Below are 14,000 nucleotides of genomic sequence, written 5' to 3'. Positions count from 1 at the left end.
CACGATAGATGGGGGGCCCGGCTTCGCGGGAAAAGCTCCGCTGCGCCGTGGCAGTCTTCGTTCGCCGCCGGCGGCGAACGAAGACTGGAGCTGAAGGGACTCGAACCCTTGACCTTCTGCATGCCATAAATAAAAGGTCAAACTGGACAGTTAGCGGCCGTTACTGGACTTACGCACGAAGTCGTTTATTCCAAAGCGGTTGCGTCATTCTCACGGTGTCTCATGCTGTCTCACGATGTACGCTAAAAACAGGCAGCGCTATAGAGGGCGCTATAAGATCGGCTGGGCTCACCATGCCGGCGGCGCAGGTACGTTGCCATGATTCAGGAATCAGGCGCAGCAGTTCCGCAACGGCCGCTTCCAGCATTTCGGCCGACGCCGAAATCCGCCCCGCAATGTTGGATTCAGGTTTGTCGCTCACGCGCTCGCCCCTAGCGGCCATGCCTGCAATCGCACTCCCAGGCGGCCTTCACCTTGGGGGCCGCTCCGCCACATTCTTACCTCGGCGGGTCACGTTGGACGGGTCGCGCCAGTTCGTGCCGCACACAAAGCACTGTTTCGCCTTTGCCGATGCAAGATTTCGCCCGCAGTAAGGGCAAGGCGGTCCGTGCCGCGGATCGAAAGGATTTTCCTCAAGATTCCATTCGAAGTCCGGCTTGATCCTCACCTTCAGCCCGCAGACGGCGGCCCGTTCGTAAACCTTGTACACCCTTTCCACCGCTGCGCCGCGTTCCGCTGGCAACTGCCCTTGAAGGATCGACCTTGCCTCATTCGCGTCAACGTGCCATAGGTGGGCTATGTCGGCAAGTGCCTGCGCCTCATCAGTGCCATGCGCCTCAACCCAGATGTCGTAGAGGTTCTTGTCCCATGCAGGATGGTGGCGGTTGGTGGATGCAATGCTCCAGTTGCACGACTGACAGCTCAGAACATACGATAATCCAGCTTCACGGCCAGATACGTCTCCGCCGCATACGGGACACTTGCCCTTCTCAAGGGACGTCAGGTCGTACGTGGGCTTGGGCTTCTTTCTGAATGGCCACATGTTTGTTCGCTCGCGGTTGACTGTCAGTTCTTGATTCGTGCCCGACCCGGCTTTCTCCCGTCATCTTAACGAAGTTGGGCGTTTTCGGAAGCCGTCCTTACTAATTACGTTGTAGCCAATGCTGTCTCTGACTTCACGCGCTTTAGCTTACGGGCCGGAGCTCTGCCCTTACCCTTATCGGCGTGACCGGCCGGCAGGGCATTCATGCCGTTGGCGGCAGTCATGATTGCAGCGGCGGCAGTGTTGACGGCTCGCCCGCACCGGGTTCAGGTCAAGCCGTATGGCCCCTCACGGCGGCCCCATTGCGGGGCCATGGCTGGAGAGGTAGAATACCGGCATGGGACCTCGGACGGATCGCGTCGCGAAGGCGGTTGAATTGTGGGGCTGGCCGCCTGGCTCGTCAGCAACGACGGGAAGGGCAGAAACGTGGGGATATACCGTTCACGGGGATCCCGTTGACTTGCCCCACCGCGTCTGTCACAATAGAGATCGTGAATGACCGCCACGCCTACCGCGGATGCCACATCTTCAGGCAAGGGCAAGCCCACCAGTGCTGCCTCTGCAACGATCCGATACCGGCTGGCGAACCTGTGCTGACGTTGCCCTCCCTTGATCTGCCCAAGTGGGAACCCATGTCGAATTTCGAGGGTCGGAGCCTCCACGTCGCCTGCTGGGACCAATGGTCGCTTAAAGCGCATTTTGTTGAATTGTTCAACTCGACAGCCAGCAATGCGATACTGAATTCGGACGGCAGCGTTGATTGGTTGCGATCAGACAGAAGCATTGCGGAACACGACAATGGCGTCATCGTCGTACCTCCCTTGACCACGCCAACATCTTGATGATGCAACCACAATAGCCATTCGAGCCGTATCCTACTAATTACGATCTTGCTGCCTTCGCTCGACGTAAATAATCCAGATCAATCCCGTCGCCGCCCCTATCCCCGCCCCGCCCCAGACCGTGAGGGTGAGGGTATGACGATTTTCGACCTCCTCGGGGCGATGCTAGGCCGCTCCCTGCACCGCCGAAGCCCGGCCCCAAGAAAGTCACTTCTTTCCCACCAATCGCAAGAGATGCCAATACTCTGCTCTCAATTCCTAGGAAAGTTACCGACTAATAATGTCTAAGAACAGGAAGAGCATATTTTGGCATGTAGTCGGCGTGTTCAGCATATTGTGGTCTCTTGCTACGTGGGCGGAATGGTTCCTTATTCCTCTTCTCTATCCGCACTCAGGTGGACCGGTGCCCTATTTGCAATTCGCACCACAAGCGTGCGTCCTGGAAGTTGGGTGCATTTTGTTCTTTTGTCTTGATCTGGGTGTTCCACTCCCGTGGCTTTATCGTCTTATCTATTGCTGCTTTCCTTTATCCTACCTTTTATATCAAGGATGGCGTGTTCTTTTAGGATAGCTGTCGTGGCCGGAGCCGTCTGCAAAGATACCAACAGTGTAGTGGCTCAGCGCATTGGAGTGATTATGATGTTGCCGCCCCCGCCCCATTCCGTCGCCGCCCCCCGCCCCGCCCCAGACCGTGAGGGTGAGGGCTGGAGAGGTCTGCGGGGGCCGCGAGACTCGCGGCGGCCCCGTTGCGGGGCCATGGCTGGAGGGGTAGAATACTGGCATGGGAAAGCCTGATTAGGAAGATCGTAAACATGACCCAATCTGAACAAGCACATTGGCCTTGTATCGATATTGGTGGCGAAGGTTCGTCCGCCGTCAGGTTAGAAGACGCTTCCTGCCTTCTTCGGACAACATTTCAGAGTATCGCCGCGGTGAATAGAAGCGGGATCAGTCTGATTGATTCGCATAGCAATGCATTCTTGGTCAAGAATATGCGGCTTAGACAGCCAGTCGGCCGATTACGTCTCACACTCTATAGGATCGCAAACCCGTTTGTGGATGTGGAAGTTGATTTCGTGCCCCAAGGAACGATCTCGCTTCTTGAAGTTAAGAAAAGACTAAAGCACAACCTTGATGTAAATGCTGACTTCTGGGCAGAATATGGGGAGATGAAAGATCTTTCAGAAGCACTGGATGGCTGCCGAACGCTTGATGAAGTGTTCCTCCTGACGTTTCTTCGTTGATATAGCCGCAATATTGACCGTCGGCCGGCGGCGTGGTCAACCCCTCGCCGCCCCTATCCCCGCCCCGCCCCAGACCGTGAGGGTGAGGGGAAGCCTGCGGCCCCGTTGCGGGGCCATGGCTGGAGGGGTAGAATACCGGCATGGGACCGATGGCGATTACTCCACTAGTTTCCGGCCGTTCTGATTCTTACCTAGAGGGCACAAGCTTTGTGTGGAGGTATAATACGTCGTCAATTCGTACAACAATCGAAAGGTGACCATGGGATACGTCATGTATCAGTTAGAAACCCATTTTCGGATAAGAAAGGAATGCCAGTCCGCGGCTCTTGCCAAAATCAAGAATCTGCACATGGGCGTTAGCTCAGGTCTTCTGGGGCTTCCAAAGAAACCATGCATTCTGAATTTCGCCTGGGTCAGTGGTGAACAAGTAGTGGCGGCTGAGAACTTGTTCGAAGCGATGAGGGCGTGGAACTGGCTTGCTATTGAAGATGAAAATCCCCAGGAACTGCCCCACGATGAGCCGGAAGGAGACGTTATTGCCTTGGAATTCCTGGGCCAGAAGATGGGAAACGAAGACACACTCTTTGCGGCATTAGCTGAATTCGTCGATGATGGTTCTTACATAGCTATGGCCGGAGCAGATGAGAAGATATGGCGATGGCTCTTCACGGAAGGGCATTGTTTCAGGGAGGAAGGGCACCTTGTTTTTGATGCAGCCTCGCGTGTGTCGTTGAACACTAAACGTCTCTGAGATCGGCGGCCAGATCCCTTGAATATGCTGTTGCCCCCTTCGCTCGGCGGTGGTCAACCCGTCCCCGCCCGCCCCAGACCGTGAGGGTGAGATCGCGGCCCTGCGAGACTCGCGGCGGCCCCGTTGCGAGGCCATGGCTGGAGGGGTAGAATACCGGCATGGGACCAATGGGATGCTAGGCCCCTCCCTGCACCGCCAGAAACCCGGCCCCAAACCCAAGAAGAAAGGCCGGAACATGAACGCAATATATGTACATAGAACTAGCGGGCGAGGCTTATATGAGGCAAGCGTCATCTGTAACCAAGATCCTTCGCGGTCGCTATGCGAGTATCACAGCGGATGGGTAGTCTCTGGGAATACGACGCAGCCAGTTCGGTATCGGGGGCACTTCGTGCCTTCCCTGCCAGAGCATGTGCATGTGAATCATCCTGCGCACGATCCAAACCGCGAACAACTGCTAAAAGCACTTATGGGGGTTAGGCTGCTCAATGTTGAACCAGAAGTGGGCGGGCAGAGTCATTTCTGGATTGATGATGAGCCGGGCCGTCAACACCTATCACAGCAACTAAAGGTCAAGATGGCGATTCTGCATCCAGTGGAATCACCGGACGTCCTCATTTATCTTAGTGAGCTCGATGAATTGCGGAAAGGAGCCGGGCTTGATGAGCTTCTGGCAATGGGAAGGAAACGGGTTACGAACCATAGGGGCCAAGAGCCAGCTACACTGCCCGCTCGTCATCTCGCGGCGGAAATGGAGGTCGCGGAGGGCATGATCATTCTTTGCGAGACTATTAAGTCGCGCATTGTTCTGTTTCTTGGCCGTTCTGTCGGCAGCGGTGTCTTTGATGCGCGGGCGGAGATATGCGGCGATATCCCTTTGGGGGCAGGCGACGTGCTGTTTCGGGATGTTCGCAATATTGACGAGAGGTTTCAACGAACTATTTGCAGTGTCGTCGAGACAGCCTGAGTGTGCTCTGTACGACTTGCCCACGGGAGATAGGCGGCCAGATCCCCTAATTACCGTGTTGCCGCCTTCGCCCGGCGGCGAATAATCCAGGTCAACCTGAGTCCGCCCCTATCCCCGCCCCGCCCCAGACCGTGAGACTCCCGGCGGCCCCGTTGCGGGGGCATGGCTGGAGGGGTAGAATACCGGCATGGGACTAGTGCCGATTACTCGACCGCCTCGGGGCGATGCTAGGCCGCTCTATGCACCGCCAGAAGCCCGGCCCCAAACCGAAGAAGAAAGGCCGGAAGAGATAATTATGGGATCTGTTCCCCCAACTCCGAAAGGAGCAAGACGTGTTGCGTGTTGTCCGTACAAACGTAGTAGCAAGCACAGATGGATTTGAAGTGCGCGTTCGATATGGCTCGCCACACCGGCTGGAGTACGAGGAAGAAGATGGGCATTTGTTCGTTCTTACGCATGACTTTGGCAGAACGGCAGAGGGCGAAGGTTACATGATCATTTATCCTGAAGACGCTCCGACATGGGAGCCGCCTTACGAGGAAGAGATGCTACCGGAGAGCAAAACAAGGGAGATCTATCATCGCATAGAATCGGCCCTGTCACTTATGAAGATCCCGTATCAGTTTGAGGAAACGCCAGGCGGAACAGTTAATGGCACACGGTGGGAAAGCGCGGAGGGCTATTCTGTAGAGATTTTGTCGGAGAATAAAGTTATTTATATGGAAGCGGATCATACTATTGTGGCGCAGGCGGAAGTAATAGGGCCATCCACTTTGGCTCTGACTGTTGGCGACTTCTACTGCTGGCAGCCACCACATGAGAATGAGACTTTAGGCGAGCAACATCGCCTGGTGATACTGCATCGGGTGATGTCAGGGACTGCTAATTTGAAGGTTAGCCTCCTTCTGAAGAAGTAATGGAGATCGGCGGCCAGATCCCTTAATTACGACGTTGCCGCCTTCGCTCGGCGGTGAGGTCAACCCAGTGCCGCCCCTACCCCCGCCCCGCCTCAGACCGTGAGGGTGAGGGCTGTAGACTCGCGGCGGCCCCGTTGCGGGGCCATGGCTGGAGGGGTAGAATATCGGCATGGGACCTCTAACGCCTCGCGTCGCGTCGGGCGGTTGAATTGTGGGGCTGGCCTCCCAATTCCATGACACGGAATGATGGTCGGTGAATCATGAAGATGCGGTTTAGACCAATACCAACAGAATACGCTGATCTTGGAGAGGAAGTCGGCGAGTTCTTCCTTGACGTTGAGGAGTGTCTCAAGTACCTACGGGATCAGTTCAGTAAATATGGGATGCCTCACTGCAAAAGTCTTTTAGATTGGGTATCGAGATTAGAGGGGGCCGGTGCAGTCGCGTCCTCTACTGATGTCCCACAAGAACACTCCGATAGTCTTCGTGGGATAATCGGAGAGTTGTGGAAGAGCCCCAAGGCCTGTGAGGTGCGGTGTACCAAATGCTCGCGAATGATCAAGTCTCATGAAGTCCACTGCGAGGAATGGGAGGATAGTACGAATCTTCATGGCAAAACCTACGGGTGGGCGGGTACCACGCTTCTATGTCCAGCCAACCATGTTCTTGTCTTTATCTGCACGAAGATATACTGAGGGTCGGCGGCCGATAATCTCGGTCAACCTTCGCCCGCCCCTATCCCCGCCCCGCCCCAGGCTGTGAGGGCCAGGTGAACGTCGCCCTCGACTCCGCGGACGAAATCCCAACTCCAGCGAAGGCTGCCGTCGTTCTTGTTTATCTGGAAGCGGAACATCGAGTCCAAAAACTCCCCGCCGCCGTTGTACTCGAAGACCGATCTCCATTCGTCCCCGCCGACACTGTTGCCGCAAAAGAACGGGCAAGCCAGGTCGTAAAACGGAACGCTGGAACTCGACGGCCAGCCGTAGCCGCTGGTGCCCAGCGGCCCCATCGGATCGCCGACGACGAACGCGGCCTCCGGCGTTGTCGGGTTGTAACCGTCGATATACGCAAAGACCCACATATGCACAAGGTTGTCCTGCATTCGCCAGTCGCGGGTGTCGATGAGCTTGGTGCCGCTGCCGGAGGCCGTGAGGTCCAGCCGCGACGAAACCGTCACGCCGCTGGCGTCGGTCGGGTCTTCTTCCTCTGGCTCGGCTGGCGGCGGCCCAAGCCGGACAATCGCCCAGGTCGAGCCAGTCGTCCCGTCGGCATAGAGTATCTGTGCCGCCCCGGTGTCGCCGCTGTCAAGGGCGGCCGTGTCGTCGTCGGCGATATCGGCGTACTGGTGATCCGTGTCCGACACGTTGACCTTGGCGACGCACACGCCCGAGGCGCATGCCCGCCCCAGAGCACCGGCCGGGATCGGTTCGGCGAGCACGACGAACTTGCCGACGTGATCGGGGTCTATCGGCTCGGCAGCCGTGAGTATTGGTTACCGCGATGTTTATCTCAAGCGCGGCGTGAGGTTATCGCTTACGGCGACGGCGGCCGGAGAAACGGATGGAGGCTTTGGGCGGCGAAGAACCCCTTTGGTTGCGGCCAAAGGCCGCGCCGGGTTCTTTGTGGCCTGTCCCGTTTTTCATTCGCCCCCTTCGGGGGCTCTCGGATGTGTGGGTGGCTGTCTACCCCGGGCTGCGCCTTCGGCTCCACCTGGGGCTACTATCAGTCGCCCGCTCCGCGGGCTCTTCTTCGTGCTCGTCCTCGTCCTCGTCGCCGTCCTCGGTTTTTCTGGGGGGTGGCAAAGCCTTTATTGCCCCTTTGCGTTCTCTGCGTTCTCTGCGGTTCATGTCCTGCGGCCCCCGTGACAGACCCTTGACCTGCGGGCAGGGAAGTCTTACGGTGTGCGCTTTGACTTTTCCGGACTTTTTGGCGGAGAACATTCGTGGGCAAACAAGCGGACTTATTGGCGGCGACTGCGAAGTATCTGATGGGCAATTACGGCCCGGCGATGCTGGGCGTGGTGAAGGGGCAGGGGGCGCGCCTTTGGGACGCAGATGGGAATGAGTATATCGACTGCTTCCCGGGCTTCGGGGCTGGCGGGGTGGCGGGGCATTGCCATCCGGCGATCGTCAAGGCCGTCGTCAAGCAGGCGGCCACGCTCATGAGCCACGGCAACTTCTTCAGCAACGAGCCGCAGGTCGACCTGGCCCGGCGGATCGTCGAGCACGGATTCGGCGGCAAGGTCTTCTTCTGCCACAGCGGGGCCGAGGCCAACGAGGCGGCCCTCAAGCTCGTGCGGCTGGCGGCAGGCGAGGGGCGGTACAAGATCATCAGCTTCAACAACTGCTTCCACGGCAGAACGATGGGCGCGCTGTCGCTGACGCCGGCAGACAAGCAGAAGGGCTTCGAGCCGATGCTGGCGGGCAACGTGAAGGTGAACTTCGGCGACCTGGCGGCGCTCGAGGCCGCCATCGACGAGCAGACGGCTGGCGTGTTCATCGAGCCGATCCAGGGCGAGGGCGGGATGAACGTGCCGACCAAGGCGTACATGCAGGGCGTGCGGAAGATCTGCACCAAGCACAAGTTGCTGCTGGTGGTTGACGAAGTGTGGACGGCCCCCGCGCGGACGGGGCGGTGGTTCGCCCATCAGCATTATGGGATTACGCCGGACGTGATGACGCTGGCCAAGGCCATCGGCGGCGGGGCGCCGGTAGCGGCGTGCGTGGCGGCGCCCAAGTGGGCCGACGTGCTGGGCCCGGGCAAGCACGGCTGCACGATGGGCGGCAACCCGCTCTGCGCCGCGGCCGGCGCGGCGGCGATGAAGCTCATCGAGGACCAGGACCTCGTCAGGCGTGCGGCTGACAAGGGCGAATACATCATGAAGACGCTCCGCTCGGCCGGGGCGAGCTGCGTCAAAGACGTTCGGGGCAAGGGCTTCATGATCGGCATCGAGGTGGACAAGCCCGCCAAGGACATTTTCCTTGCCGCCAAGGAGGCAGGTCTGCTGATCGGTTACGCCCAGGCCAACATCGTGCGCCTGGCCCCGCCGATCACCGTGCCCGACAAGCTGCTGGACAAGGCGTTGGGCATCCTCATCAAGGTGCTCAAGGCGTAGCCGCGTAAAACGCTCACCGCGGAGATCGCAGAGAACGCAGAGGGGGGAGGGGATGGAATGGCGGAGCCATGGAATGGATGGGCTCACCAGCGGCGCGACCTGAGCGGCAGACGTGGCCCATATCCCTACTGATAAGCCCCGACGATTTAGCACTAGGGCAATATTAATTCGTTGTACTTCCCGAATACCGCTGTGAAAAGTACAACAAAGTGCAAGTAAGTGCAGCCTCGGCTACAGGAAGTACCGCATCGAGACCTTCTTGAACTGTCGGGCGGAGAACAGAACCTCGTGCGGCCAATCGCCGACATCTTTGAGAATCTCGCCCACCACTCGGCGCACGTCATCCTCGCATCGGCCGTGAACCATCGCGTAGAGCGAGTAGTCGAACCCCGGCAGCGGCGGGCGGCGGTAGCAGTGCGAGACCTCCTGCCGCCGGGCGATGCGGCAGGCGAGCGAGTCGATCTGCTCCGGCGGGACGCGCAGGACGGCCATCGCGTTGGCGTTGAAGCCCAGGCGGCGATGATCGACCACCGCGCCGAAGCGGCGGATGACGCCCTGGCGTCGCCAGGCGGCGATCTGCTCGAGCACCTGCTGCACCGGCCAACCCATCGCCTCGGCGAGGTGCGCGAAAGGCTCTGCCGTCATCGGCAGCGACTCCTGGAGTAGCCGCACCAGGCGCCTGCGGGGTTCGTCCAATGCCGCCGGCGCCGCGGCCGGCGGGGCGGGCGCGGGCGGGTGCTCTGAAGCGGCCTCGACCATGCGGAAGTCCACGCGGATCTTGTACAGCGTCAGCGCCGGCAGGGGATAGAAGGCCTCGACGCCGGTGCGATCGGCCAGGTCCCGCAGCGTCTTCTCCTGGTCGGCCGGCGAGGGGCTCGTCAGCGTGAACCACAGGTTGTAGTCATGTTGCCGCTGATAGTTGTGCGTCACGCCGGGCAGCAGGTTCACCTCGGCGGCGACGTCGTCCAGGCGCGGCGGCGGCACGCGGGCGGCCACGAGCGTCGAGACGTATCCCAGGCTTCGCGAGTCGAAGACCGCCCCGAGGCGCCGGATCGCGCCGGAAGTCTGTAAAGCCTCCACGCGGCGCAGCACCTCGCGGCCGTCAAGCCCAAGGCTGTCGCCCAGCACGTCGTACGGTCGAGGCGCGATGGGCAAGTCGGTCTGGATCAGGTCCAGCAGCGCGTCATCGATCGCGTCGCGCGCGGCTGGCGGGCGGGCTTGGGGCTGGTGCGTGCAGAAGGGCTCCTCGCCGAGGTAGTCGCCGGAGATGGCGTGGGCTCTGGCGCGACAGCCGCCGCAGACATTGGCGAACTCGCACGCGCCGCACCGCCCGTGATACGCGTGCGGGTCGCGCATCTGCAGGAAGACCGGCGAGGTCTGCCAGATCCTGCGGAAGTCGAACCCCTCGGCGCGGACGTCGCCGCATTCCACGTCGAGGAATCCGCAGATCTGCACCTTGCCGCGATGCGAGATGAACGCGAACTGCTGGCCGCCCATGCACCCCTTGGCCGCGTGGGCCCCGCCCTGGTGCAGCCCCAACTGGCGGACGATCCGCTGGTAGTGCGGCGCGCAGGTGACGCGGATCGCGATGTCGCTGCGCTGCCGCCGGGCCAGCCAGTGCAGCGTCCGCTCGTAGTCCTCGGGCGTGATCTCCATCGCCGCCAGTGCCTTGCCCCGGCCGGTGGGCACCAGCAGGAACGGGTTGAAGACCTCGGCGCCCAGGCTGACGGCCAGGTCGAGGATCTGTGGCAACTCGCGCAGGTTGTGCTGGGTGATGGTGGTGTTGATCTGGAAGGCCAAGCCCTGTCGCCTGGCGGCTGCGGCTCCGCGCAGGGCGCTGTCGAAGGCGCCGGGGATTCCGCGGAATGCGTCGTGGCTTTGCGCGGTGGCGCCGTCGAGGGAGATCGAGATGTGCCGCACGCCGCAGTCGAGGATGCGCCGCGCCGACGCGTCGTCCAGCAGCGCCCCGCACGGGGCCATCACCGTTCGCAGGCCCAGGCTGCAGGCGTACGCGGCGATGTCGTAGATGTCTTCGCGCAGCATCGGCTCGCCGCCGGTGAGGATGATGATCGGCTTGGCGAAGGAGGCGATGTTGTCCAGCAGTTGCCTGCACTCCTGCGTCGACAGTTCGCCTTCGTAGGGCCCGCGCTGGGCGGCGGCGCGGCAGTGCTTGCACGCCAGAAGGCAACTGCGCGTGACCTCCCAGGCGATCAGCCGCGGCAGGTGCCGCTGGGTCCCGCTGCCGCCGCCATGGCCGGCGTGAGGCATCAGCGACCCCCTCCCGCACGCTCGTGCTCGAGGATGCACTCGACGAGGCCCTCGATCGTGTGGACCTTCGCCTCGACGGCCGGCGCGACGCCCGATTGCTCCAGCGTGCGCGTGGTCATCGGGCCGATGCTGGCCAGGCGCGCCGCGGCCGACCGCACCGCCTCGGGCTCGACGGCATCGAAAAAGTTCCTGACCGTCGAAGAGCTGGTGAAGGTGATCCAGTGTACCTGTCGCTCCTGCAGAAGCTCGCGCACCTGCTGGGCGCCGCGGCAGTCCGGCTCGGTGCGGTAGGCGACGACGTCGCGCACGTCGGCCCCGGCGGCAGTCAGGGCGTCGATCAGATCGCGCGGGGCGATGTCGCTGCGCGGGCAGAGGATCTTTTTGCCGCGCAGGTCGTCAGCCGCGGCCAGGGCGCCGGTCACGTGTGCGCCGTCGAAGGAGGACGGTTGGACGTCGGCCCGCAGACCACAGGCGGCCAACCGCCGGGCGGTGACCGGGCCTATCACGGCCAGGCGGCACGGCGCCAGGGCGCGGCTGTCCAGTCCGGCGGCGCCAAGGGCGTTGAAGAATCCCTCGACGGCATTGGCGCTGGTGAAGACGATCCAGTCAAAGTCCGCCGGCCGGGCCGCCGCCTCGCGCAGCGGCGCGTCGTCCTGGGGCGGGGCGATCCGGATGGCGGGCATCTCGATCACGTCGGCGCCCAGTTCGGTCAGTGCGTCGGTCAGGCTCGATGCCTGCTCGCGGCTTCGCGTCACGACGATCCGGCGCCCGTGCAGAGGGCGGCGCTCGAACCAGTCAAGCCGCTCTCGCAGGCGCACCACCTGCCCCACGACGATCATCGCCGGCGGCGACAGATTCGCCTGGCGCGCCGCAGCCGCCAGCGTCGCGACGGTGGCGGCGACCACCTGCTGCTGTGGGGTTGTGCCCCATCGGACGATCGCCGCCGGCGTGGCGGCGTCGAGCCCGTGGGCCACCAGTTGCCCGCAGATGCTCTCGACATTCGCCACGCCCATGTAGAACACGAGCGTGCCCTTCCAGTGCGCCAGGACCTCGTAGTCCAGGTCCGAGCCTTCCTTGTCCGGCGTCTCGTGCCCGGTCACAAAGGCGACGCCGGCGGCCGTTATGCGGTGCGTCACGGGAATGCCCGCATACGCCGGCGCGGCGATCCCGGCTGTAACGCCGGGGACCTCCTCGAAAGGCACGCCCGCCTCGACCGCCGCCAGGGCCTCTTCGCCCCCGCGCCCGAACACGTAGGGGTCGCCGCCTTTGAGGCGCACCACCGCCGCCCCGGCGCGGGCCCGCGCGACGAGCAACTCGTTGATCTGCTCCTGCGCCATCGCGTGACGACCGGCCTGCTTGCCCACGTAAACCAGTTCGGCATCCGCCCGCGCGTGCCGCAGCAGACGCGGCGAGGCCAGGTAGTCGTACACCACCACGTCCGCCCCGCCCAGCAGCTCCAGCCCGCGAACGGTCATGAGACCCGGGTCGCCCGGACCGGCGCCGACAAGATAGATGCATCCCTTCTTCACGAACCACCCTCCGCTTCAGGCATATCCGGTGGCACAGGCTTTCCAGCCTGTGATTCACGGCCTGGAAAGGCCGTGCCACCGGATGATTCACGGCCTGGAAAGGCCGTGCCACCGGAGATTTCCGCGGCCGTCAGATAGCATCCCGGGTCGGCCGCCCAGGGGTCGCCGGTGAGGGCCTGGGCCCGCGCGCGGGAGGACCCGCCGCAGATGATCTTGAAGCGGCAGTGCCCGCACGGGTCCTTGAGCAGGTCCAGGCGGTCCTTGAGCCCTCGCATGATCGGGTCGGATGTGTCCTGCCAGATCTGCGAGAACGGGCGATCGAGCACGTTGCCGAAGCTGTGGAACGTCGAGAACTGGTCGGCGTGGACGTTGCCGTGGAAGTCGATATTTCCGATGCCCACGCCGCTGGAGAACCGCGCCCCGCCGTTCCAGGTGAGCATCTCCAGCACCTGCCGCGCCCGCGGGTGCCCCTCGCGCAGCATCCGCAGATACAGGTACGCCCCGTCGCAATGATTGTCCACCGTCAGGATCTCCACGCCGCAGCCCCGGGCCGCCAGGTCGCCGGCGAAATCGAAGATGGTGTCGACCGCCGATCGCGACTGCTCCGCCGACAGCGCCGCAAGCCCCTGCCCGCGCCCCGCGGGAACCAGGTGATAGAAGCACACGCGGTTGATCCGCTCGCGCTCGATCAGGGCGAACACCGCCGGAAGGTCGCCGCAGGTCTGGGGCGTCAGCGTCAGGCGCAGACCGACTTTCTGTCCGGCTTCGACGCAGTGCCGCAGCCCCGCCAGCGTCCGCTCGAAAGCGCCGCTCATCCCGCGGAAGCGGTCATGCACCTCGGGCCGGGCGCTGTCCAGGCTGATGCCCACGTAGGACAACTCGAGGTCCTTGAACGCCCGCGCTGCCTGGCGGTCGATCATCGTCCCGTTGGTCGAGAGCACCACGTGCAGGCCCCGCTGCCGTGCGTGGGCGGCCAACTCCAGCAGGTCCGGCCGCACCAGTGGCTCGCCGCCGGAAAACAGAACCGCCGGGACCTGATAGGCCGCCAGGTCGTCCAGGACGCCCTTGCACTGGGCGGTGCTGAGTTCGCCTTCATAGCGTTGCGACTGGGAGTCGGTGTAGCAATGAACGCACTTGAGGTTGCAGCTTCGGGTGATGTTCCAGACGACAATGGGACGGCGCTGGCTGGCGCTGCGGGCCAGCGCCATCCGCTGGTGGGCCGGCGGATCGATCTGCGCGACCGCCCGGCCGTACCGATGCGGCGTGCTCGCCGTCTGCAATCCGCCGTACAATACGCTTACGTCCAGCATCCGTCACCTCTGTAA

At 62.4% G+C, this 14,000-nt stretch carries 11 protein-coding genes; 5 read left to right on the top strand and 6 right to left on the bottom strand.

Translation table 11 applies throughout. From position 1 onward, the window contains the following. Positions 1-220 precede the first annotated feature (220 nt). Entirely contained in the window at positions 221-421 is a 201-nt protein-coding gene (locus ABFD92_06125) for a hypothetical protein (protein MEN6504097.1), read from the bottom strand. A gap of 48 nt (positions 422-469) precedes the next feature. Next, on the bottom strand, positions 470-1,042 hold the full coding sequence (locus ABFD92_06120; protein ID MEN6504096.1) for a hypothetical protein: 573 nt from the start codon (positions 1,040-1,042) through the stop codon (positions 470-472). A 1,654-nt stretch (positions 1,043-2,696) separates the two neighbouring features. Between ABFD92_06120 and ABFD92_06115 the strand changes: the two genes are divergently transcribed. The 4 genes from ABFD92_06115 (at position 2,697) to ABFD92_06100 (ending at position 5,763) form a co-directional block, all read left to right on the top strand. Beyond that, entirely contained in the window at positions 2,697-3,128 is a 432-nt protein-coding gene (locus tag ABFD92_06115; GenBank protein MEN6504095.1) for a hypothetical protein, read from the top strand. Positions 3,129-3,387: 259 nt separating this feature from the next. Next, positions 3,388-3,879 (top strand): hypothetical protein, encoded by a 492-nt coding sequence (locus ABFD92_06110; GenBank protein ID MEN6504094.1) that lies wholly within the window; start codon positions 3,388-3,390, stop codon positions 3,877-3,879. A gap of 391 nt (positions 3,880-4,270) precedes the next feature. Next, complete coding sequence (locus ABFD92_06105; protein MEN6504093.1) at positions 4,271-4,846, top strand: hypothetical protein; 576 nt, start codon at positions 4,271-4,273, stop codon at positions 4,844-4,846. A 332-nt stretch (positions 4,847-5,178) separates the two neighbouring features. Beyond that, complete coding sequence (locus ABFD92_06100; protein MEN6504092.1) at positions 5,179-5,763, top strand: hypothetical protein; 585 nt, start codon at positions 5,179-5,181, stop codon at positions 5,761-5,763. Between the two features lie 718 nt (positions 5,764-6,481). Here the strand turns inward: ABFD92_06100 and ABFD92_06095 are convergent. After that, entirely contained in the window at positions 6,482-7,201 is a 720-nt protein-coding gene (locus ABFD92_06095; GenBank protein MEN6504091.1) for a hypothetical protein, read from the bottom strand. A gap of 504 nt (positions 7,202-7,705) precedes the next feature. Here ABFD92_06095 and ABFD92_06090 point away from each other — a divergent pair. Beyond that, positions 7,706-8,878, top strand: coding sequence for an acetylornithine/succinylornithine family transaminase (locus ABFD92_06090; protein MEN6504090.1), 1,173 nt, complete (start codon positions 7,706-7,708; stop codon positions 8,876-8,878). Between the two features lie 231 nt (positions 8,879-9,109). Here the strand turns inward: ABFD92_06090 and ABFD92_06085 are convergent, their stop codons facing one another. From ABFD92_06085 to ABFD92_06075, 3 genes are read right to left on the bottom strand one after another with little or no spacing between them, the layout of a single operon-like run. Beyond that, positions 9,110-11,146, bottom strand: coding sequence for a radical SAM protein (locus ABFD92_06085; protein ID MEN6504089.1), 2,037 nt, complete (start codon positions 11,144-11,146; stop codon positions 9,110-9,112). Then, on the bottom strand, positions 11,146-12,675 hold the full coding sequence (gene cobA / locus ABFD92_06080; protein ID MEN6504088.1) for a uroporphyrinogen-III C-methyltransferase: 1,530 nt from the start codon (positions 12,673-12,675) through the stop codon (positions 11,146-11,148). Before cobA ends, ABFD92_06085 begins: the two co-directional genes overlap by 1 nt. After that, entirely contained in the window at positions 12,672-13,985 is a 1,314-nt protein-coding gene (locus ABFD92_06075; GenBank protein ID MEN6504087.1) for a radical SAM protein, read from the bottom strand. The genes cobA and ABFD92_06075 overlap by 4 nt, the downstream gene beginning before the upstream one ends. Between the last annotated feature and the right edge of the window lie 15 nt (positions 13,986-14,000).

This window comes from Planctomycetaceae bacterium (genome assembly GCA_039680605.1).
Taxonomy (GTDB): domain Bacteria; phylum Planctomycetota; class Phycisphaerae; order SM23-33; family SM23-33; genus JAJFUU01.
Note: the sequence above shows the minus strand (reverse complement) of the source record. Positions and strands in the feature narration are given on the sequence as shown.